Origin of the sequence: Rhodomicrobium sp. (genome assembly GCF_047605405.1) — a bacterium.
GTDB lineage: Bacteria > Pseudomonadota > Alphaproteobacteria > Rhizobiales > Rhodomicrobiaceae > Rhodomicrobium > Rhodomicrobium lacus.
In genome coordinates, this window is record NZ_JASGFR010000024.1 from 40,024 (window position 1) to 61,154 (window position 21,131).

14 protein-coding genes and 1 tRNA gene are annotated in these 21,131 nt (G+C 62.5%); 11 read left to right on the plus strand and 4 right to left on the minus strand.

Features of this window, described 5'->3' with window-relative positions:
* Positions 1–42 precede the first annotated feature (42 nt).
* The 7 genes from bchL to puhE all read left to right on the plus strand — a co-directional run bounded on the left by bchL (position 43) and on the right by puhE (position 6,525).
* Positions 43–885 (plus strand): ferredoxin:protochlorophyllide reductase (ATP-dependent) iron-sulfur ATP-binding protein, encoded by an 843-nt coding sequence (gene bchL, locus QM659_RS10990; RefSeq protein ID WP_245433941.1) that lies wholly within the window; start codon positions 43–45, stop codon positions 883–885.
* Positions 885–1,583 (plus strand): magnesium protoporphyrin IX methyltransferase, encoded by a 699-nt coding sequence (gene bchM, locus QM659_RS10995; protein WP_415188462.1) that lies wholly within the window; start codon positions 885–887, stop codon positions 1,581–1,583. The genes bchL and bchM overlap by 1 nt, the downstream gene beginning before the upstream one ends.
* 257 nt (positions 1,584–1,840) lie before the next feature.
* Positions 1,841–3,247 (plus strand): BCD family MFS transporter, encoded by a 1,407-nt coding sequence (locus QM659_RS11000; protein WP_164729865.1) that lies wholly within the window; start codon positions 1,841–1,843, stop codon positions 3,245–3,247.
* A 21-nt stretch (positions 3,248–3,268) separates the two neighbouring features.
* Positions 3,269–4,036, plus strand: a complete 768-nt coding sequence (gene puhA / locus QM659_RS11005; RefSeq protein WP_303486393.1) for a photosynthetic reaction center subunit H — start codon at positions 3,269–3,271, stop codon at positions 4,034–4,036.
* A complete protein-coding gene (gene puhB, locus QM659_RS11010; RefSeq protein ID WP_415188463.1) occupies positions 4,033–4,719 on the plus strand; it encodes a photosynthetic complex putative assembly protein PuhB in 687 nt (228 codons plus the stop codon). The genes puhA and puhB overlap by 4 nt, the downstream gene beginning before the upstream one ends.
* Before the next feature lie 21 nt (positions 4,720–4,740).
* Positions 4,741–5,190, plus strand: a complete 450-nt coding sequence (gene puhC, locus QM659_RS11015) for a photosynthetic complex assembly protein PuhC (protein ID WP_415188464.1) — start codon at positions 4,741–4,743, stop codon at positions 5,188–5,190.
* Between the two features lie 474 nt (positions 5,191–5,664).
* On the plus strand, positions 5,665–6,525 hold the full coding sequence (puhE, locus tag QM659_RS11020) for a putative photosynthetic complex assembly protein PuhE (protein WP_415188465.1): 861 nt from the start codon (positions 5,665–5,667) through the stop codon (positions 6,523–6,525).
* A 942-nt stretch (positions 6,526–7,467) separates the two neighbouring features.
* Here the strand turns inward: puhE and QM659_RS11025 are convergent.
* The 3 genes from QM659_RS11025 to QM659_RS11035 all read right to left on the minus strand — a co-directional run bounded on the left by QM659_RS11025 (position 7,468) and on the right by QM659_RS11035 (position 11,604).
* The gene (locus tag QM659_RS11025; protein WP_415188466.1) at positions 7,468–9,093 is read right to left on the minus strand and encodes a GDSL-type esterase/lipase family protein; all 1,626 of its coding nucleotides are present in this window, start codon (positions 9,091–9,093) and stop codon (positions 7,468–7,470) included.
* 49 nt (positions 9,094–9,142) lie between these two features.
* Positions 9,143–10,402, minus strand: coding sequence for a GDSL-type esterase/lipase family protein (locus QM659_RS11030; protein ID WP_415188467.1), 1,260 nt, complete (start codon positions 10,400–10,402; stop codon positions 9,143–9,145).
* Between the two features lie 179 nt (positions 10,403–10,581).
* A complete protein-coding gene (locus tag QM659_RS11035) occupies positions 10,582–11,604 on the minus strand; it encodes a lytic murein transglycosylase (protein ID WP_415188468.1) in 1,023 nt (340 codons plus the stop codon).
* Between the two features lie 146 nt (positions 11,605–11,750).
* Between QM659_RS11035 and QM659_RS11040 the strand changes: the two genes are divergently transcribed.
* Positions 11,751–12,677, plus strand: coding sequence for a UTP--glucose-1-phosphate uridylyltransferase (locus tag QM659_RS11040; RefSeq protein WP_127076181.1), 927 nt, complete (start codon positions 11,751–11,753; stop codon positions 12,675–12,677).
* A gap of 174 nt (positions 12,678–12,851) precedes the next feature.
* On the opposite strand, the gene polA is transcribed toward QM659_RS11040, so the two are convergent.
* A complete protein-coding gene (gene polA / locus QM659_RS11045; RefSeq protein ID WP_415188469.1) occupies positions 12,852–15,806 on the minus strand; it encodes a DNA polymerase I in 2,955 nt (984 codons plus the stop codon).
* Positions 15,807–16,007: 201 nt separating this feature from the next.
* Here polA and QM659_RS11050 point away from each other — a divergent pair.
* The 3 genes from QM659_RS11050 (at position 16,008) to QM659_RS11060 (ending at position 21,079) form a co-directional block, all read left to right on the plus strand.
* A tRNA-Arg gene (locus QM659_RS11050) sits at positions 16,008–16,084 on the plus strand.
* Between the two features lie 617 nt (positions 16,085–16,701).
* A complete protein-coding gene (locus tag QM659_RS11055; RefSeq protein WP_415188471.1) occupies positions 16,702–17,874 on the plus strand; it encodes an efflux RND transporter periplasmic adaptor subunit in 1,173 nt (390 codons plus the stop codon).
* Between the two features lie 55 nt (positions 17,875–17,929).
* Entirely contained in the window at positions 17,930–21,079 is a 3,150-nt protein-coding gene (locus QM659_RS11060; RefSeq protein ID WP_415188470.1) for a multidrug efflux RND transporter permease subunit, read from the plus strand.
* Positions 21,080–21,131 lie beyond the last annotated feature (52 nt).

Genomic DNA, 21,131 nt, shown 5'->3' on the forward strand with positions numbered 1-21,131 from the left:
AAGGGCGCCGCAGGCCAGGACGAAGGCGACGGCGAAGGCAGCATGCAGGTGCATCTCGATCCGAACATGAAGATCGGGAATGCCAAGGTTTTCGCAGTCTACGGCAAGGGCGGCATCGGCAAGAGCACGACGTCGTCGAACCTGTCGGTCGCGTTCTCGAAGCTCGGCAAGCGCGTGCTCCAGATCGGCTGCGATCCGAAGCACGACAGCACGTTCACGCTCACGAAGAGCATGATTCCGACGGTCATCGACGTGCTCGAAACGGTGAACTTCCACACCGAGGAGCTTCGTCCCGAGGACTACATGTTCGAGGGCTATAACGGCGTCATGTGCGTCGAGGCGGGCGGACCGCCGGCGGGCACAGGCTGCGGCGGCTATGTCGTGGGGCAGACGGTGAAGCTCATGAAGGAGCATCATCTGCTCGACGAGACCGATGTCGTGGTGTTCGACGTGCTGGGCGACGTGGTATGCGGCGGCTTCGCGGCACCGCTGCAATATGCCGAGCGCGCGCTGATCGTGACGGCGAACGACTTCGATTCGATTTTCGCGATGAACCGCATCGTCGCGGCCATTCAGGCGAAATCGAAGAACTACCGCGTGCGTCTTGGCGGGGTTGTGGCGAACCGCAGCCGCGCCACCGACGAGATCGACCGCTTCAACGCCGCTATCGGTCTGAAGCGCATGGCACACGTCCCCGACCTCGACTGCATCCGCCTTTCGCGTCTCAAGAAGAAGACCCTGTTCGAGATGGACCCGTCGGAGGATGTGGAGCGCGCGCAGTCGGAATATCTGAAGCTTGCGCAGGCGATGTGGGACGGCGCCGAGCCCCTGGAGGCCACGCCGATGAAAGACCGCGATATTTTCGAATTCCTGGGATTCAACTGATGACGACGCAGTCCTACCTCGATCGCCGCCACGACCTCAAAACCTATTTCGACAGGACTGCGGCGGATGCGTGGGCGAAACTGACGACCGATGCCCCTGTCAGCGGCGTGCGCGCGACGGTGCGCGCGGGCCGCGACCGCATGCGCGCGACGCTCATGAGCTGGCTTCCCGACGACCTGACAGGCGCGCGTCTTCTCGACGCCGGTTGCGGCACGGGGCTTCTCTCGGTCGAAGCGGCGCGTCGCGGCGCGCATGTGGTGGCGGTGGATCTCTCCCCGACGCTCGTCGGCATCGCTCAGGAGCGCATGCCGGAAGATGTCGCCGACCGAATCGAATTCCATTCCGGCGATATGCTGGACGCTTCGCGCGGTCGCTACGATTTCTGCGTCGCGATGGATTCGCTTATTCACTACAAGGCAGACGACCTCGTAAGCGCGCTTTCGGGTCTCGCCGCGCTTGCAGATCGGCAGGTGCTTTTCACCTTCGCGCCAAAGACATTCGCGCTCTCCGTCATGCACAGCGCGGGCAAGCTTTTCCCCCGTTCGGATCGGTCGCCGGCCATCGAACCTATTGCGGAAACCAGACTTTCAGGGATGATCACGAAGGATAGCCGCCTTGCGGGCTTCACACAGGGTCGCTCGGAGCGGATCGTGAACGGGTTCTACACCTCGCACGCCATGGAGTTGGTCGCCGCGTGACGGATGTCGGAGGTCATAGGCAGGTAGGCGCGCCCGGCACTCCGAAAGAGATGCCGGACGAAACAGCTGCCGTGTCCGATTCGACAGCTTACGCCGCGCCGCAGCCCGCTAACGCCACCCTGACTTCAGTGGGCGACAAAGCAACCGATATTCCGCCGATTTCGGTTTCCACCGTAAACCCGTCGGAGCCTTCCGGCTCGCAAAAGGCAACCGAACCAAAGGCGCCGCCAGCAACCTCACATCCAAGCGCCGCTTTCCTGTTCCTGAAGGGCCTTGGGCCGAAGTTTCTGCCTTTTGCGGACGCGGCGACGCCGCAATTTCCCTTGCACCGGCTGCTGCGCCTCTCCCTGTTTCAGGTGACGGTCGGCATGGCTCTGGTGCTCGTCAACGGCACGCTGAACCGCGTGATGATCCTCGATCTCGGCGTGCCCGCGTGGCTTGTCGCCCTGATGATCGCGATCCCGCTCGTTTTCGCACCGTTCCGCGCTCTCCTCGGCTTCAAGTCCGACACGCACCGCTCGCTCCTCGGCTGGAAGCGTGTGCCTTACATCTGGTTCGGCACGCTGATCCAGTTCGGCGGCCTCGCCATCATGCCTTTTGCTCTGATCCTCCTGTCGGGCGACACGCAAGGGCCGCCGATCCTCGGTCAGTTCGCGGCCGCGCTCGCCTTCCTGCTCGTCGGCGCGGGCATGCACACGACCCAGACGGCCGGACTCGCGCTCGCGATGGACTTGTCGCCCGCCGAGAAGCGGCCGCGAGTCGTCGCGTTCCTGTATGTCATGCTGCTGATCGGCATGAGCGTAAGCGCGCTGCTTCTCGGCGATCTCCTCACGAATTTCAGCCAGATGCGGCTTATCGAGGTGATTCAGGGCACAGCGCTCGCGACCATGGTGCTGAATATTGTCGCATTGTGGAAGCAGGAGCCGCGCAGGCCGCGCCGCCTCGTCGAGCACGAGCCCAAACCCGATTTCGGGGAAGCGTGGCGCACGTTCATGGCGACCGGCAACTGGAAGCGCATATTTGTGGGGCTGGGGCTCGGCACGGTCGGCTTCAGCATGCAAGATATCCTGATCGAGCCATATGGCGGTCAGGTTCTCGGGATGACGGTGTCGCAGACGACGGCGCTGACGGCCTTTTTCGCGCTGGGCGCGCTCATTTCGCTCGCCATTGCCGCGCGTCGCCTCGACAGGGGCGTCAATCCGCACCGGCTCGCCGCGCAAGGCGTGATGGTCGGCCTCGCGGCGCTGGCTGCGTTCGTCTTTTCCGCGCCCGTCGGCGAACGCCTCCTGTTCGAGGTGGGCGTCGTGGCGCTCGGATTTGGCAGCGGCTTTTTTGCCGCAGGCACTCTGACGGCCGCAATGGAGCTTGCAAAAGCCTCTCAGGCCGGTTTAGCGCTTGGTGCGTGGGGTGCAGTCGGTGCCTCTGCGACAGGAGGCGGAATTGCACTCGGCGGTGCCATCCGTGACATTAGCGCGACCCTTGCGGCGAACGGTAGCCTGGGTGAGGCGCTAATGCGCACAGACACAAGTTACCTCATTGTCTATCATATCGAAATTGCCCTGTTGTTCGCGACGCTCGTGGCCATCGGCCCCTTGGTGCGCACAGCGGGTGATACATCAAGGCAAAAGCCGCCGCAATTCGGCCTAGCTGATTATCCGGGTTGAGAAAAAACTTTGGAGGTTTTAATGCCAACCGGCGCACTGACATCACATCTCGACGTCGCCCAGGTGACGTTGTACGCGTTCTGGATCTTCTTCGCGCTCCTGATCCTTTACCTGCGCCGTGAAGACCGGCGTGAGGGGTATCCCCTGATCAACGAATCGACCGGCAAGCCGCAGAACGACGGCTATCTCACGATCCCGGACAAGAAGATCTTCCGTCTTTTCCATGGCGGCACGACGACCTCTCCTCAGCCCTACAAGCCCGAGCGTGAGATCAAGGCCAAGCCCGCGACCAATCATCCCGGCTCGCCGCTCATTCCGACCGGCAATCCGTTGATCGACGGCGTCGGCCCGGCTGCGTGGGTGCAGCGTCAGGACGTACCGGATCTGACCTATGACGGTCTGACCCGCATCGCTCCCCTGCGCGTCGCCACCGATTATGCCGTCGACGAGCATGACCGCGACCCGCGCGGGTTCACGGTTTATGGCGCCGATGGTGCCAAGGCCGGCAAGATCCGCGATGCGTGGCTCGACCGCTCGGAAGTCATCATCCGCTATCTCGAAGTTACGACGCCGAAGGGCCGGAATGTTCTCGTTCCGATCACGCTCGCCAAGGTCGACCAGGGCAAGGGCAAGGTCGTTCTCGAATCGATCCTCGGCGCCCAGATCGAAGATGCGCCGAAGCTCGCCAACCCGGATCGCGTGACGCGACTCGAGGAAGACAAGGTCGCCGCGTACTATGCGGGCGGCATCTTGTACGCTACGCCGGCTCGTCAGGAGCCTCTTTTATGAGTGAATACGACTACGAGCCGATACGGGGTCTCCCGTACCGGCTTCCCGAGGATGAAAAAATCCTTTGGCAGGGATCGCCTAAATGGCGGTCCCTGGCCGTTCATCTCTGCCATGTGCGCACGATCACGCTCTATTTCGCGCTTTTGATCGCGTGGAGGGTCGTTGCCACAGCGGCCGACGGCAAGCCCGTATCGGAAGCGTACGAACTCGCTGCCTTTCTCGCGCTGCTGAACGGCATCCTGGTCTCGATAGCGGTGATCTGGTCGATCCTTCTCGCCAAGACGACGATCTACACAGTCACGACACGCCGCGTGGTGTTGCGTTACGGGATCGCGTTGACGAAGGCCGTGAATGTGCCGCTCCGCTTCGTCAAGAACGTCGCCATGAACAGGCATTCGAACGGCTGCGCGGATATCGCTTTTGAAACGAGCGGCAAGGACCGCATCGCCTATCTCATCTTGTGGCCTCATGCGCGGCCATGGCGCGTTTCGCCGACGCAGCCGATGCTCCGCTCGGTAGCGGAGCCGGAAAAGGTTGCCGAAATTCTCAAACAGGCACTTGCACCGTTTGCGGCGCAGAGCGTAGATGAGAATGAAAATAAAGAGACGCAGGCTGCAACCGATCAGCAGGATGCGGAAAAAAAGGTGACTGACCCCGGTCAGCCCGCTGCCGAGGCAGCGTAATCGAATTGGAAACGCACCGGTATGTTCAAGGGTGTGAACAAAGCGCTGCTTCTGGGAAGCGCGGCCGTCGCCGCTCTCCTCGTTATCGTCATCGGCTCAAGCGTCGTCGATAGGCTCGGCGGCGGCGTGGCGGATGCTTCGCGCCGCCCCGTCGTTTCGCGGGCCGTCATCTTCCGGGACGCGCCTTCCGGGGGGATCGCCGTCTTCGATCAGGGAGCAACCGAGCCCTTCCAGATCCTCGACCGCGAAAAGAATTCATTCATGGCGACGGCGATGCGCATTCTTCGCCAGGTGCGTCAGGCGCGATCCAAGGCCGGGCCGGACGCGCCGTTCGTCGTCACACAGTGGAGCGATGGCAGGCTGACCCTGACCGACCCATCGACCGGCGAAACGGTGGAGCTTGCCGCCTACGGTCAGAAGAACGCCGAAACCTTCGCGCAACTCCTTCCCGATACGAGCGTGCCTCGATGACGCCGGTTCGCGCAGAAGGGGGCTCTCGTGGGGTCGCGCAGATTTTTGGCGTGCATGCCGGTCCGGGATTTTTGAACGCTGTCGAAAGAACATCGGTGGCTTGCAACTCGCCGTGTCCACAGAGCATGGAAGGCGTCGGTGCCCTTGCTTCCTTCGCAACACAGAGCCGTTCCATGGCGGTGCGGCTGCGGTGGCTTCAGAGCAACAGGCGTGTTCTTGTAGCGCAGAAGAAGCGGGCGAACCCCGGCGTCGGCGAACCCGGGCGAGCGGACTTGATTGATATCAAGGATCGGGAGCCTCTATTTGTCATAAATGCATCAGACGCGTCGCGGCGCTTGCCGCTGAAAGAAATATCGCGCTCATCGGGGAAGCCAGCTTTGTCCTTGCGCGCGGTTATCGCGCGGCTGCCTTTCAGGGCGCCTGGCGCGCCGCGGGCAGTGCGGTCGCGAACGGCGAGCTAGCGAGGGTAGGGCATTGATACATTACGGGCTTCCGACCCTCTACGTTCTCTTTGTCTGGTGGTTCAGCACCGGCGCTGTTCTGTATCTCAATAATCTGCCAAAACACACCTACAAATGGAGCGTGCTCGGCGGAACGCTCGTGCTGCTGGGCTCGCTCTACGGTCTGTACGTCTCCAGCCAGAGCCAGACGGTTCTGGCAGCCTATGTCAGCTTTACCTGCGGTCTTCTCGCCTGGGCGTGGACGCAACTGACGTTCTACACCGGCGTCATCACCGGACCGCGCAAGACCGCTTGTCCTCCGGGCTGCTCCGGCTCCCGGCACATGTGGCATGCCGCTGAAACTTGCCTTTATCACGAGGCTAGCGCGGCGCTTCTCGGTGTTGCCGTTTGCTTCGCAACGCTCAACGGCACGAATCACATCGGGTCCTGGACGTATACGGTGATCTGGCTCATGCATGCGAGCGCGAAGGTGAACGCCGTCCTCGGTGTCCGCAATCTCAACGATCACTTCTTCCCCGAGCATCTGCGCTATCTAAGCTCCTACCTGCGCAAGAAGCCGATGAACCTCCTGTTCCCGGTTTCGATCACCGTATCGACCGTTTTCGCGGCCGTCCTTGTGCACAAGGCGGTCGAGATGCAGCATTCGCCCTTTGACGCGCTCGCGCTGACATTTTCGATCGTAATCCTGGCGCTTGGCATCATCGAGCACTGGTTTCTCGTGCTGCCCATCCCGGCCGAGGCGCTCTGGAACTGGAGCGTCAGGGCCAAGACCGGCGTTGTCAAGCAGGAGTCGGTGAGACTTCCGGAGATCGTCGATGCAACCAAGCCAGCTTCGACGCGCCTTCGCATCGTAGCGAGCCGCGGCGATATCTAGTTGTCCGATTCCGACAATTGCATCCGTTTGCAGCACGCTTGCGGGGCCGGGATCAAAAGGACCATTGGCAAGCGATGCTTTCTAATGGAGCTTTCGAATTTTTACCTTTGATTGAAAGCTCGAAGCAACCGGGGCTTAGAAGTCAAATTCGCTCCACTTGACGGAGCCCAAAGCGGCCTTCTTGGTCGTTGGCGAGCGTAAGCTTGTCGTGCGACGGCCGCCTTCGCGGGTCGGGATCTCGCAATAAGGTGCGCGCCACCGCCCTTGCTGCATCCTGCCGCAAGTCCGATGTGGCCTGCGCTTTATGTTTCAGCCTCGACCTGCTTCTTTTCGTGCAGCGAAACGTGCGGCACCCGTTTGAGCTGCTCGGCACGAGGCTTCGCTTGCCGTGGCCGCCCATCTTGCCCGTGCGACGAGCCCGTCGTCCGGTAACGCCGCATCGGCGTCACCCCAGCCGCGTCTGAAGTTATGGAAACGAGAGCGGATGGGACAAACGGCTTCTTCAGAGCCGCTTTCGTCGGATCGTAATGATGCAGGCTTCTTCGTCGACTCCAGTCGGAGCGGGTTGACAGTCGATCTCTAGAATCTCGATGTCTGGGCCAATGCCGATTCATCGGAATGCTGGCGAACGAATGCTCCCCCTCCGGCCCCTCACGCGGAAGGCGGGGCTTCCTTTTTCAGGGCCAGTTTGAGACCAGCTCCTCCGGCCCCTCGCGCGGGGGGATCGCGTCGCAAGCGCTGGAAAATGCGTCATCAAAGCGGGCTGTGGCCGCTCTGCTGCTCACGCCGCCGGTCGAGCAACACACGCTGACACAGATCGTGCGAAAGAGGAACGTGGCATCAATGCCGGCTTCCTCCGGCCCGCATCTTGAATCCCGGTTCAATCAAGGAGGAAATTGCCGCTATTCGGCCATTCAGTAAACCGGCCTGATAGCGCTCGATCTACCGGCGTTTCTTGACGGCGGCCTTCGGAGGCGCTGCGATGACAAGGGTTGCAGCCTGTGGCGCCGGCGCGGCTTTCGCGGCGGCAAGGCGCTGATACCCGTCGAAGCCTGCCATCAGTTCCGCGAACAACGCGCGCGCAGAACGCAGATTTCCGGCCTCCGTCAGCGTGAAATGGTCGGGGGCGGCCAATGGCGGGTTGACAGTCGTCCATGCATGGATCGAGCAGTGGCCGCCCATGTATTTCGCCCAGTCCCAATAAAAGGCCCCGCTTGCTGCGGCGGTGCGCCGGATCGCGGAGCGGACCGCTTCGAGGCGCGGCGGTGCGTGCCAGCGGCCGAGGCGCTCGTTGCTGCGGCCGAGAAGGCGCGTGTAGCCGGCAATTTCCTGCGGATTGAGGGCGCGGCAGACCTGCGCGCCGCCGGAACCGGAAAAGGTCGGCAGCCGCGCTGCGTCAGGTGGTCCGATCAAAAGGAGCGACGCACCTGGCACGGCGCTCTTGATCTGCTCCACCGTCAGCCTGAGACGGGCCTCATAATCGCGAATGTCGAGATCGTCATCGAAGCCTTCCTTCTTCCCGAAACTCAGGATCACGAGATCCGGGTCGAGCTTCTTGAGATCATTCGCTGCGAAGTCGCGGGACCATTTGCCGAGCGTCATCGCGGTCGCGCCGGGGACACCGGCATTCGAATAAACGATGCCTGGCGTTTGCGTGCCGGTTGTCAGCGACAGCATCGTCACTTCGCCGTCGCCGCGCGGGCGGATCGTTACTTCGCGCGCCTTCGCCATGATGCGTATCGAGGTCTGGCTCACGTTCGGCGCCCGCGTCGGGACGAGCTTCATCTCTCCATCGACGCTGATGGCGACGGTGCCCTGCTGCGGCCCTGTCATGAAAGAGGCTTCGACCCAGTCGAAGGCGGTTTCCGCGGAGGTGAACCGCAGCCATGCATCAGAGGCGGCCGAGGTCACGCGCACGCCGGACAGGCCGAACGGACCCGACGCGCTGCTCGCCGCGCTGGCAAGCGACCACGCGCCCCCGCGATCGATCTTCATCCCCCGCACGGGATAGAGGCCGGGCAGCATGAGGCCACGCCCGGCGTTGCCGAAGCGGCTCGTGAGATGCTCCCTGAGAGCGCCAGCGAAACGGTCGTCAACGATTTCGTCTCCACCGAGATGGACGATCTTAGCCGCGCCCGAACGCTTTCCGGCGTTCAACCGCGTGAGCGCGCCGTAAAAGTTCTGCAATGCTTCGGCGGCGGTGATGGCCTGCGGCTCGTAAGCCTCTGTTGTGTTGAGGGCAAGCGCGAGCGAGGCGTCTGAAGGGGAGGGGCGGCGCGCTTCGAAGGTGGAGAACGCGAAGAGCGACGGTCCGCTGTCGGGCATGAGCGTCGGAGCGGGGTGCGATCCGGCAGAAGACGGAGACTGGAACGACAGGAAGTTTGTCTTGTAGGACCGGTTCAGCGCGGGTGAGCCGTCGTTGTCTTCCGCGAGAGGCGCACGGCCCGTATCGTCGCTCCATCCCATGCCGGGCAGGCATCCGCCCAGAAGCGGAAGGGCTGCCAGTCCCAATGCGGGCAGCAATCGCTTCCACCAGAAGCGCCGATCGGGTCGTTGACTTCCCTGCATGAAGACTCCGGCACACTTACTCGACGACATCTGACAACACGAAGTAGAATTACTGCTGCGACGTGGCGCTGTCTTCGCGCCACGTGAAATCATCGGCTCGCCCTTCTTTCGATGGCAAGGCATCGCCACGGCTCAGAACCTTGAAATACAGGCGGTCGGCGAGGGGCGTCTGCCGCTGGATCTCCCGCATCGAGAATTCACCCACAGGCGATATGGCAGCAATGGCCGTCATGCCGTCGCCGAGGTCGCCGAAGATCAGTTCACCGCCCTGAAAGCCTGAGGAACCGGCGAAGGCAGCATGCTCGCGGCGTTCGTCGCCGGCGCCGGCCGGCGCGGTGTCTGGCCCCGCTGCCGGACCATTGTCTTTTGCTGAAGCAGCTTTCGTTTCCGTCCCTGTAACGGCGGCTGGGCCGTCGGGCCTTGCATCCGTTTCCGTCGTCCAGACGGATTTGCCGCCAGCACCCTTTGCCGAGCGGCTTGCACCCGGGACCACGCGCGCCTGTTCTTCCTCGTCGCCCGCGAGCGGGATGTTGCGCTGCGCCTTCGCCTGGGCAAGATCGCGCCTGAGCACGATTTCCACGTAATTGGCGAGCTTGCGGCTGCCTGCCGCCGTAAAGCCCACGCCGTCGCCTTCGCGCAAACGTTTCGTCTGTCCGCTGAGGTCGGGGCCATAAGCCGTGTAGGCCCCGGACTGATCGGTAAAGCCCGCGCTCGTTTCGATGAATTTTGCGCCGTTGACGTAGGCCGACTGGCGTACCGCGTCGTTCATGGCCGCTACCGCTTCGTTTCTCTGGCTATTCGCCATGACGGGAAGGCCGAGCCAGTAAACCGAGATGTTGGCGGCCTTCAGCTTGCGAATGAGCTTTTCGGCTTCCCGACCGTAGACATCCTTCCATTCGGCGGTGCCGGGCTGAAGTCGCCCTGTACCGGTCGGCGCTTTCATCGAGGTCACGTCATTCACGCCGAGCATGATCACGGCGACGTTGACGGGGGGTGTCGACGCGACCAGCTTGTCGATGTCGGCAAAGAGGCCGATCTGCTCCGTTCGCGCGAGGCCGTAATTCGATTTCGACGCATCCTGAATCTGCACCGATGCATCCTGCTTGAAAGCGTCCTGAAGGCCGTTTGTCAGGCCCGGCCCGAGCCAGTCGCCGATAATGCGGACCTGATATCGATCCGTCAGCGGAAAGGGCGTCACGTAGCTCGACGAGAGGGGGTTCGGTGTCTGCGCAAGGACGATCCCGCCCCCTGCGGCGAGGGCGAAGACGATGGCGACCAGTGACGCCAGGGCGCGGGATATCGAGGTCATCTGATTATCCTCGCTGAACGCGCCAAAGACTAAACTCCACCCCATTTTGCCTCACGGCCTTGTTTTATGCGGGAATGTGTCAGGATCAAGCCTGCACCGTGGCCGCACACCTTTTTCCACCTGTCTCAGGGAGAGCGCGCTTCCCTCCGCCAGAACCCCGGCTTACGCTTATCGCACGTCTATCGCGATGAAAGCTCGGCGGCCAGACGATCGGCGAGCAGCCCTACCGCGAGAGCATACAGATCCGAATTGTTGTATGTCTTAATGACATCGAAGTTCGCGACAGTGAGAAATGCCAATGTGTTGGTTTTTTCGCCCGTGAACGGATTTGTTTTCTCCGGCAGGAAGAGGCGCGCGGTTTCACCCGGCTTCGGGAAAGGTTCACCCGTTTCGCGCGCCACGCCGATCTTGCGCCAGCTTGCGATGGGCCTGGCTTCCTGTGCGTCGGTCGGCGCGAAGCCATCCGGCAAACGGACCGCGTAGCCCCAGGTTCGCCGCCGCTGCCAGCCCGATTGGGCGAGGTAGTTCGCCGTGGAGGCCATCGCGTCGGCCGGGTCGTCCCATATGTCGCCGCGCGGCCTGCCCGAGAAGCTGATGCCGAACTTGTTGTAAGTGGACGGTATGAACTGCGTGTGGCCCATGGCGCCCGCCCAGGAGCCTGACAGCTTGTCGGGCGAGATGCGCTGGTTTTCGACGATCTTGAGCGCTTCCACGATTTGCGTCTTCCAGAAATCCGCGCGGCGTCCGGCTGCGGCGAGCGTCGCCAGAGAGCGGAAGACCGCCCACGATCCCTGCTTGTTGCCGAAATCGGATTCGGCGCCCCAGATCGCGACGAGAATGAAGCGGCTCACGCCATAGCGCCGCTCAAGCACCTTGAGCTTTCCCTCATATTTGAGATAGGCGGCCTTGCCGTCGGCAATGCGCGCGGGCGTGATGATGCGGTCGAGATATTGTGTCGCGGTAAGCGTGAATTCGGGCTGGCGGTTGGCGAGCCGCAGCACTTCCGGGTCCGGTTCGAGGCCCGCGAAAGCCGCGTCGAATGTGTCGCGTGCGATGCCTTCTCGTTCCGCCAGGGGCCAAAGCTCCGACTTCAGGGCGCCGAATGCCGTGTCCTGTGACTCCTCCGCGCGCGCGCTTCCGAAGCCTGCGAGCGTCATCATCGCGATCAGCGCGGCGGCCAGCCGCGCGGCGACCCTGTGCAAATCGATTCTCCCTCAGCGTGCCTCGCGGGAGCCGCAATTAGCGCTTCTATCTCGGCGCGCGTTCGCTATATCGTTCGCGAACGGTCTCACCGCTGAAGCGCCCGAGAATCTTCGTCGATAAGCTCAAACCCTCACCGAGAAGTCCCATGAGCAAGCCTATCCGCAAGGCCATTTTCCCCGTCGCCGGTCTCGGCACGCGCTTTCTCCCCGCCACGAAGGCGATGCCGAAAGAGATGCTGACCGTGGTCGACCGCCCCATCATCCAGCACGTGGCCGACGAGGCGCGCACCGGCGGCATCGAACATTTCATCTTCGTAACTGGGCGCAATAAAGGCGTCATCGAGGATCATTTCGACCGGCAATTCGAGTTGGAAGAAGTGCTTAGGCGGCGCAACAAGCAGGAAGAGCTGCTGAACCTCGAAACGCACCTGCCGAAGCCCGGCGCTACGAGCTTCACCCGCCAGCAGGAGCCGCTCGGCCTCGGTCACGCGGTCTGGTGCGCGCATGACATCGTGGGCCGCGATCCGTTCGCGCTGCTTCTGCCCGACGTGATCGTGCTGCCCGATGGCGAAAGCTGCCTCGGCCAGATGATCCGGGTCTATGACGGCCTCGTGGAGAAATATCCCGAGGCGAAGATCAACATCATCGCCGTGGAAGAGGTGGCGCCCGAGGAGACGAGTTCCTACGGCGTTGTCGGCCTCGCGGGCGTCGAGGGCGACCGTCTGTGGCGCATCGATTCGATGGTGGAAAAGCCCGCGAAGGGCACGTCGCCCTCGAACCTCATCATCATGGGCCGCTACATCCTCCAGCCCGAAATCTTCGACATCCTGAAATATCAGGAGCGCGGCGCGGGCAACGAGATCCAGCTTACCGACGCGATGCGCACGCTGATGCAGGATCAACTGTTCTTCGCCTACAAGTTCCGCGGCAAGAGCTACGATTGCGGCTCGAAGCTCGGCTTCCTCACGGCGAACGTGGCATTTGCGCTGGCGCGTTCCGACCTCGGCCCCAAATTTGGCGAGGAACTGAAGAAGCTCGCCGCCGAGGTGCAGGCGAAAAAGGCCGCCGAATAGGGCAAAACATTCGAAGCGAATTCCGATGCAAGATCGGAACTCGCTTCTTTTGCCTACAGCGTGGTGCCGCAAATCGGAGGCGGCCCGACGCTCCATGTTTCCGCTGTCGATCAGCTTCCCTGCGTCAAACCGGGTCCGCGTGAGCGGAGGGTTACCTCGTGAGCGGAGGGTTACCTAATGCGCCTCGTCCCAGTTCCGCGCGGCGCGGGCGTCCACCTTCAGCGGCACGGAGAAGGCCACGGCGGGCTCGGCGGCGCGCTCCATGACGCGGGTCACGGCCTTGATCGTGGCTTCCACCTCCGCATCGTCGGCCTCGAACACGAGTTCGTCGTGCACCTGAAGCAGCATCTTCGCGCGAACGCCCGCCTTTTCCAGCGCGGCGGGCACGCGCACCATCGCGCGGCGGATGATGTCGGCGGCGGTGCCCTGAATCGGCGCGTTGATCGCCGCGCGCTCGAAGAACTGCCGCATGTTCCACTTCGGTGTGTTGATCTCGGGGAAGTGGATCTTGCGGCCGAACAGTGTTTCCACATGGCCGTCTTCGTGCACCTTCGAGCGCATTGCGTCCATATAGGCGCGGATGCCGGGGAAGCGCTCGAAATACCTGGAGATGTAGTCCCCCGCCTCCTGACGCGGGATGCCGAGCTGCTGCGACAGGCCGAACGCTGAAATGCCGTAGATGATGCCGAAATTGATGGCCTTCGCGCGGCGGCGCACCTCGCCCGGCATGTCCTTCACCGGCACGCCGAACATCTCGCTCGCCGTCATCGCGTGGATGTCGAGCCCTTCGGCGAAGGCGTGTTTCAGCGCCGGAATGTCGGCCATATGGGCGAGCACGCGAAGCTCGATCTGGCTGTAATCGGCTGAGATGAGCTTCTTGCCCGGTTCCGCGATGAAGGCCGAGCGGATCATGCGGCCTTCGCGCGTGCGGATGGGGATGTTTTGCAGGTTCGGCTCGGTCGATGACAGCCGCCCTGTCGAGGTGGAGGCGAGCGAGAAACAGGTGTGGATGCGGCCCGTGTCGGCGTCGATGTGCTGCGGCAGCGAGTCGGTGTAGGTGCTTTTCAGCTTCGCGAGTTGCCGCCATTCGAGGAGCTTGCCCGGCAGGCGGCGCTGGTCTTCGGTGAGGTCTTCGCTCGATACCAGGTCTTCGAGCACCTTCGCGCCCGTGCTCCATTTGCCGGTGGAAGTCTTCTTCGCGCCGGGCAGGCCGAACTTGCCGAAAAGCAGGTCGGCGATCTGCTGCGGCGAGCCGATATTGAAGCGCTGGCCGGCAAGCTCGTAGATCTCATCCTCAAGGCGCGCGAGGCTCTGCGCGAAGTCGGCGGAAAGGCGCGAGAGGACCGCGCGATCGACCCTGATGCCGTTGAATTCCATGGTGCCGAGCACTGCGGGCATCGGGCGTTCGAGCGTCGCGTAAACGGCGGCCATGCCCTCGGCGGCGAGGCGCGCGCGGAACAAGTGCCACAGGCGAAGCGTCACGTCGGCGTCTTCGGCGGCGTATTCCGTCGCCTTGTCGACCGCGATGCAGTCGAAGGTGGACTGTGCCTTCCCCTTGCCCGCAACATCGGTGAAGGCGATGGGCGTGTGGCCGAGATGGCGCTTCGACAACTCGTCCATGCCGAAACCCGCGAGCCCGCCGCGCCCCTGATCGCAGGCATAGGCCATCAGCATGGTGTCGTCGTAGGGCGTGACGCGGATATCGCCGTGGCGGCGCATGATGAGCGCGTCGTATTTGATGTTCTGGCCGATCTTCAGCACGCTGTCGTCTTCGAGGAGCGCTTTCAGGCGGGGCAGGGCGCTTTCCATCGGAAGCTGGGCGATCTCGCCCGCGCCCGTAAAGTCGAGGCCGTCGCCCGCGCGATGCGCAAGCGGGATGTAGCAGGCGCGGCCGGGTTCGAGCGCCAGCGCCACGCCGCAGAGTTTCGCGGACATGGCGTCGAGCGCTGTCGTTTCGGTGTCGAAGGCGACGAACCCTTGTTCGGTGGCGGCTGCGATCCAGTCTTCGAGCGTCTGGAGGTCCGTCACCTGCTGGTAAAGCGAGCGGTCGAACGGGATCGCCTTCAGCCACGCCTCCACACGGCGCACCTCATCAGCGGGCGTATCGCCGCCGGGCGCTTTCTCCGGTGCCTCGGCGTCGACTTCGCCACCGGGTGCGGGGCGCGTCATCTCCCCCGTGGACGGCTCCACGCCGAACGCCTCGGAAATCCGCTTCGTCAGCGAGTTGAATTCCATCGTGCGCAGGAATTCGAGCAGCGCGTGCGGGTCCGGCTCTTCGACGGCGGCGAGGTCGAGCGGCTTTTCGACGGGCATGTCGCAGCTAAGCTCGACGAGGCGGCGCGAAAGCCGCGCCTGGTCGGCGAACTCGATGAGCCGCTCGCGCCGCATCTTCTGCTTGATGAGCGGCGCATTGGCGAGCAGGTTTTCGAGGTCGCCATATTCGCGAATGAGTTCCGCCGCCGTCTTGATGCCGATGCCCGGCACCCCCGGCACGTTGTCGACCGAGTCGCCCGCGAGCGCCTGCACGTCGACGACCTTCGCCGGCGGCACCCCGAACTTCTCGATCACCTCCGCCTCGCCGATCACCTTGTTCTTCATGGTGTCGAGCATGGTCACGCCGGGGCGGACGAGCTGCATCAGATCCTTGTCGGACGAGACGATCACCACTTCCGCGCCCGCGTCCGCCGCCTGGCAGGTGTAGGCCGCTATGATGTCGTCGGCCTCGTAGCCCTCCTGCTCGATGCAGGCGACGTTGAAGGCGCGCACAGCATCGCGGATCAGCGCGAATTGCGGGACGAGTTCGGCTGGCGGCTCGGGGCGCTGCGCCTTGTAGGCCGCGGAAATTTCGGTGCGGAAGCTCGCGCGGCTGTGGTCGAAGATCACCGCGAGATGCGTCGGCGCCTTTTCGCCCTTCGTCTCGCGAAGCAGCTTCCACAGCATGTTGCAGAAACCGTGCACCGCGCCGACCGGCAACCCGTCCGACGGGCGCGTCAGCGGCGGCAGCGCGTGGAAGGCACGGAAGATGTAGCCCGAGCCGTCGATAAGATAGACGCGGCTGCCGGGCGGCACGGCGGCTTCGGCGGGGGCGGTGGAAACGGGCGTTTCGGCGAGCGATGGGGCGGCTGTCATGCGGCGAATATAGGCGGGTTCGAGGCGACCGGCCAACCCCAATCGGCGGGCATCGACAGGCGTGTGAGTGGCGCCAGCGCTTTCAGCATGACGTTTGCCCGCGCGCCGACCGAGATGACTTATTGCGACGGCGCGGGGCTTCGGCTATGCTGCGGCCAGATGCTTGCATATCGGTTTGCGAACCGGTATGCCTTGGCACACGCACCCGTAGCTCAGCTGGATAGAGTACTAGATTCCGAATCTAGGGGTCACAGGTTCGAGTCCTGTCGGGTGCGCCAACATTTTTTCAAGTGTCTGTTCCTTCAGATACAACAGCAAAATCAATGACTTGATCTGCCACCGGAGTATCAAGCGGTGGTGTCAACGGCATTCTTCATGGGCATCGTCAGGGGCGGGAACGGCTTCTTCGACGCACGGAAACTCTGGTGCGAGCAAAGCGCGAACCGGGTCGTACTGTGGACGGCTCCCCACCGCGAACTGCGGTATGTTCAGCAAAAAGCCGAATATTGCGAAACAGCTCTCAGGTGCACGGGGTTTAATGCTGCCGGGCGGTTTGTTGTTCGTCGGGTGCACCGCGTGATCTGCGCCGCGCGCAGCACCGCGACCTTCTGAAGAGCGTGCGGTTGATCCGCATCTGAGCGTGCTTCGGTCATACCGCGTCGTGCGAGCGCCTGCTCGAACTCATTTCTGTCGAAAAACGCCTCTGTCGAAAAACGCCGCCCTCTAAACGGGAATTTTCGTTTCGTCGAAAATTCTTGCTGTTTAGCGCACGGTCTGTTCAATAAACCCGTAATAATGTGCAATCCCGCATCGTCATCTTAGCCGATGAGTCGAATAAAACAATGTCGTCGATTGGGACTTAAGCTTGCGCTATCACCTACATAATGGCCTTCAGTTGCGTCCGCGCTTTGGCTTGCGGCCGCCGTTGCTCGCTATTGCCGCCGTTGCGTTGGTCCTTGGTGCTTGCGCCGAGGAAAAAACGACGACATCAAACACAGCCCTCCCGCCCGAGGTCGGGGTGTTGACCGTGACGAAGGCGCCGATCACGCTCACGAAGGAGCTTCCCGGGCGGATTACGCCAATCCGCGTCGCTGAGGTGCGCCCGCGAGTCGGCGGTATCGTCATCGAGCGAACCTTTCAGCAGGGCAGCCTGGTGAAGGCCAACGCAGTGCTCTACCGTATCGATCCCGCGCTGTTTCAGGTCGAACTCGACCGCGCGGAAGCCGCTCTGGCCAAGGCCCAGGCCGTCGCCCAGCAGACGACGCGGCAGGAAGGACGCCTGAAAACGCTTCTGACCGGCCAGACGACCACCCAGGCGCAATACGATCTCGCTCTTGCCGCGAGGCAACAGGCGGAAGCAGAGGTGGCCGCACAGAAAGCGGCCGTAGAGCAGGCCAAGCTCAACCTCGACTATGCAACAGTCCGCGCGCCGATTGCCGGGCGCATCGGTCGCGCGCTTGTTACGGAGGGGGCACTCGTGGGCCGAACCGAAGCCACGCATATGGCGACGATCCAGCAACTCGATCCCATTTATGCCGACTTCACCCAGTCCGTGACCGAAGTCAACGACATGAAACGAGCCCTTTCCGATGGGAACCTCAGACGCGTGTCGCCTGACACGGCGAGCGTGCGCCTGCTATTCGATGACGGCTCGGCCTATGCATTCCCCGGCCGTCTCCTGTTTTCGGACGTAACCGTAGACCCCGGCACCGCAAAGGTGATGCTGAGAGGCGAATTCCCCAATCCGAAATCAGAACTTCTTCCGGGGATGTATGTGCGAGTGGTTATTGAGGAAGCGATCGACATCGACGGCATTGCCGTACCGGCGCAAGCCGTGCAACGCACAGACTCCGGTGTGAGCGCCGTTTTCGTTGTCAACGACAGCGACCGCGCCATCCTTCAGCCTGTGCGCGTTGGCAGGACGATCGGCGGGCGGGTCACCATCGAGGACGGACTGAAGCCGGGATACAGAATTGTCGTCGATGGCTTCCAGAAGTTCACTCCCGGAGAACGCGTCAAGCCGGTGCCCTGGAGCGAGCGCCCGATCACTCAAGCCGCGACCCGATAACCGGCGAGGCCGCCTCTACTGCTCCCGAACCGCCACTTCTGTTGGAGTGCAGCCGATGTCGAGCTTCTTTATCGCCCGTCCGGTTTTCGCCTGGGTTGTTGCGATTTTCATATGCCTCGCAGGCATGCTGTCGCTTCCCTTTCTTCCGGTTGCACAATATCCGATCATCGCGCCGCCTTCGATCTCGATCACCACGTCCTACCCCGGCGCCTCGACGCAAAACCTGTATTTCAGCGTGACCCGCCTGATAGAGGAGGAATTGAACGGCGCTACCAACATCCTGAGCTACGAGTCCACGAGCGACACGACCGGCGAAGTGGAAATTCTCGCCTACTTCAAGCCGGGCACCGACATCACGCTCGCCTCGGTCGATGTGCAAAACCGCATCAAGCGTATCGAGCCGAGGCTCCCCGAGGTCGTCCGCGAAGAAGGCATATCGATCCTGGAGGCGAGCAGCGCCATTCTGCAGTTCGTGACCCTGACCTCCAAGGACGGCAAACTCGACGAGATCGCGCTTGGCGATATTGCGACGCGCTATGTGCTGCAGGAGCTGAGGCGTCTGGAAGGTGTCGGGCGCGCGCGCCTGTTCTCCACCGAGCGGGCGATGCGGATCTGGCTCGACCCGGACAAGCTGCTCGGCCTCAATCTGACGGCACGGGACGTGGACGAAGCCATCGAGGCGCAGAATGCGCAGGTAGCGTCCGGCTCTCTTGGCGTTGCGCCCGCGCCGCCCGAGCAGCGGATTCAGAACATGGTCCTCGTTAAAGGGCAACTCGCATCCCCTGACGAGTTCGGCGATATTGTGCTTCGCGCCAATCCGAACGGCGCCACGGTCAGGCTGCGCGACGTTGCGCGTATCGAAGTCGGCGGCTTGTCCTATGGCTTCACCACGCGGCTGAATGGCCGTCCTGCGGCTGCAATCGCGGTTCAGCTTGCACCCACCGGAAACGCGCTCGCCACCGCCATCGCCGCCCGCGCTAAAATGGCAGAGCTGGCCACATATTTTCCGCCGGGCGTGAGCTACGAGATTTCATATGACGTGACGCCAGTCATAGAGGCGTCCGTCAAGAAGGTGTTGCTGACGCTTGGTGAAGCAGTCCTGCTCGTGTTCCTAGTGATGTTCCTGTTCCTTCAGAACATCCGCTACACGATCATCCCGACGCTCGTGGTCCCTATCGCGTTGCTCGGCACCTGCGCCGTTTTGCTGGCGATGGGTCTTTCCATCAACGTGCTCACCATGTTCGGGATGGTGCTCGCCATTGGCATCCTCGTGGACGACGCAATCGTCGTGGTGGAGAACGTTGAGCGCATCATGGACGAGGAGGGACTTCCACCGAAGGAGGCGACGATCAAGGCCATGGGCCAGATCAGCGGCGCGGTCATCGGCATCACGCTGGTGTTGACCGCCGTGTTCGTGCCGATGGCGTTTTTTCCGGGTTCGGCGGGCCTTATGTACCGGCAGTTCTCCGCTTCCATTGTCGTGTCGATCGCCTTCTCAGCGTTTCTCGCGCTCTCGCTCACGCCCGCCTTGTGCGCCACGATGCTCAAGCCGGTGGAGAAAGGGCACGGCCATCCAAGACGCGGCTTTTTTGCCTGGTTCAACAGACGCCTCGATGCGACGACCTCCCGCTATACGAAAATCACCCGCTGGATGATCGCGCGAAGCGTGCGCTTCATGATTGTCTATATCGCGCTTGTGGTGGGCGTTGGCTATGCGCTCTGGAAGATGCCGGGCGGCTTCGTCCCGATCGATGATCAGGGCTTCATCATGGTTGATGTGCTTGGGCCTTCGGAAGCCAGCGCGAGTCGAACGCTCGACGTCGTCAAAACAGTCGAAGGGCAACTCGCAAAAACACCCGGTATCGACGATGTGACCTTCATCACCGGCTACAGCTTCTTTGGCCAGGGGCCGATGACGGCGCAAGCCTTCGTCACGCTGAAAGATTGGTCGAAGCGCGGGCCGGACGAAACCGCCGACGCGCTGATTGAAAGGAGTGACGCCGCCTTCAGGGCGATCCGCGATGCGCAGGTCTCGGCACTCGCCCCGCCGCCCATCGACAATCTCGGAACGACGAGCGGATTCAGCTTTCGCCTTCAGGACCGTGGCCAGCGCGGTTACGAGGCGCTGATGGCGGCGAAGGACACGCTCATTGCCGCAGCGGAGAAGTCGCCGGTATTGTCGAACGTTTCGGTCGAAGGGCTCCCGCCCGCTCCACAAATCAGGCTTGACATCAACCGGGAGAAGGCCGCAGCGCTCGGCGTGACTTTCCTCGACATCAATGCGACACTTTCGACCCATCTCGGATCGAACTACATTAACGATTTCCCGAACCGCGGCCGCATGCAGCGCGTGATTGTGCAGGCAAGCGAGGAGACGCGCACAAAACCCGAGGATCTGCTCACATACAGCGTGAGGAACAGCGCCGGCGAGATGGTGCCGTTTTCGTCCTTCGCGAGAATATCCTGGACGCTAGCACCCACGCAGATCGTCGGCTACAATGGATATCCTGCCATTCGTCTCACCGGCGCGCCCGCTCAGGGCTACAGCAGCGGCGACGCCATCGCCGAGATGGAACGGCTCGCGCGACTTCTGCCCTCCGGTTTCGGCTACGAATGGGCCGGACAATCCTATCAGGAGAAGCTCGCGGGCAATCAGGCCAGGTTCCTTCTCGCCTTGTCGATCCTGTTCGTCTTCCTTTGCCTCGCTGCGCTTTACGAGAGCTGGTCCATTCCGTTGGCCGTGATGCTGGTTGTCCCGCTCGGGGTCGTGGGGTCCGTCGCCGCCGCAAATATCAGAGGCTTGCCGAACGACGTCTTCTTCACCGTTGGCCTTGTCACCATCATCGGGCTGTCAGCCAAGAACGCCATCCTGATCATCGAATTTGCGAAAGATTTGCTGGCGCGCGGAAGACCTCTGGAGGATGCGACGATTGAGGCCGCCTATCTCCGCTTCCGGCCGATCCTCATGACGTCTTTCGCCTTCATCCTCGGGGTCGTACCGCTCGTTATCGCAGGCGGGGCGAGCGCCAAGAGCCAGCATGCTCTCGGAACGGGCGTATTCGGCGGTATGGTTACGGCAACGGTACTAGCGGTGTTCTGGGTTCCGATCTTCTTCGTGGTCGTGATGCGTTTACTCGGTCGCAAGCACATCGCGAGAGCTGAACAACCGCGTCATTCAGAAAGCGAGACCACTGCTCCCCTTTAGGTCACCGACTCATAACTTCGCAGCCAGATCCGGACTGACGCAAGCTTGACGG

What these genes read in the sequence shown, in the direction of transcription:
- QM659_RS11060 (WP_415188470.1), top strand. Translation starts at nt 17,930, where the DNA reads ATGTCGAGCTTCTTTATCGCCCGTCCGGTTTTCGCCTGGGTTGTTGCG.
- QM659_RS11030 (WP_415188467.1), bottom strand. Translation starts at nt 10,402, where the DNA reads ATGACCTCGATATCCCGCGCCCTGGCGTCACTGGTCGCCATCGTCTTC.
- QM659_RS11025 (WP_415188466.1), bottom strand. Translation starts at nt 9,093, where the DNA reads ATGCAGGGAAGTCAACGACCCGATCGGCGCTTCTGGTGGAAGCGATTG.
- polA (WP_415188469.1), bottom strand. Translation starts at nt 15,806, where the DNA reads ATGACAGCCGCCCCATCGCTCGCCGAAACGCCCGTTTCCACCGCCCCC.
- puhA (WP_303486393.1), top strand. Translation starts at nt 3,269, where the DNA reads ATGCCAACCGGCGCACTGACATCACATCTCGACGTCGCCCAGGTGACG.
- puhB (WP_415188463.1), top strand. Translation starts at nt 4,033, where the DNA reads ATGAGTGAATACGACTACGAGCCGATACGGGGTCTCCCGTACCGGCTT.
- QM659_RS11040 (WP_127076181.1), top strand. Translation starts at nt 11,751, where the DNA reads ATGAGCAAGCCTATCCGCAAGGCCATTTTCCCCGTCGCCGGTCTCGGC.
- puhC (WP_415188464.1), top strand. Translation starts at nt 4,741, where the DNA reads ATGTTCAAGGGTGTGAACAAAGCGCTGCTTCTGGGAAGCGCGGCCGTC.
- bchM (WP_415188462.1), top strand. Translation starts at nt 885, where the DNA reads ATGACGACGCAGTCCTACCTCGATCGCCGCCACGACCTCAAAACCTAT.
- bchL (WP_245433941.1), top strand. Translation starts at nt 43, where the DNA reads ATGCAGGTGCATCTCGATCCGAACATGAAGATCGGGAATGCCAAGGTT.